Source organism: Vibrio sp. 1401, assembly GCF_033340295.1.
Map to the genome: position 1 here is coordinate 1 of NZ_JAWOWF010000841.1, position 516 is coordinate 516.

General features: G+C 43.8%; 1 protein-coding gene. It reads right to left on the reverse strand.

The window, feature by feature from the left end; all coding sequences use genetic code 11:
• Positions 1 to 516: EAL domain-containing protein (locus R7Z77_RS28475; RefSeq protein WP_318137450.1), on the reverse strand; the 516-nt coding region annotated here is incomplete at both ends.

Genomic DNA, 516 nt, shown 5'->3' on the forward strand with positions numbered 1-516 from the left:
TTTCTAGGGTTTGAGGCATCGCAAGCAAGTAGCCTTGGTACATATCGAAACCGAGTTTTTTCATTAAGTTAAGTTGATGCTCGGTTTCAATTCCCTCGATAACGGTTTTTGAACTCAGTTCTTTCGCGAGCGCTAACGCTTCTATTAACGCAGAAAAATCCCCGTCTTCGTATTTCAATAGCAGTGAACGATCCATCTTGATGATGTCTGGTCGAACGCATTTCACTCGCTCGATGGTTGAGGCATTAATGCCGTAGTCGTCAATAGCAAGTTTAAAGCCTCCGTCACTCAGTTCTTTCGTCGCTTTGTACAGAAAGGACTCATCGCCTGCGCTTAATTCAACTAACTCCATCACGATTTGTTCTCGACGCAAATCCGCCTCACAAATCACTTGCTTTAGTAAATGGCTGTATGAAAGGTCCTTCGCCAGCATTTCTGCAGCTCTGGGAAGCACATTAAGAAAGAGCTTTTTGTTGCGGTAACGAGATTGCCCAAAGTTTTTGATGTGAATAAGGC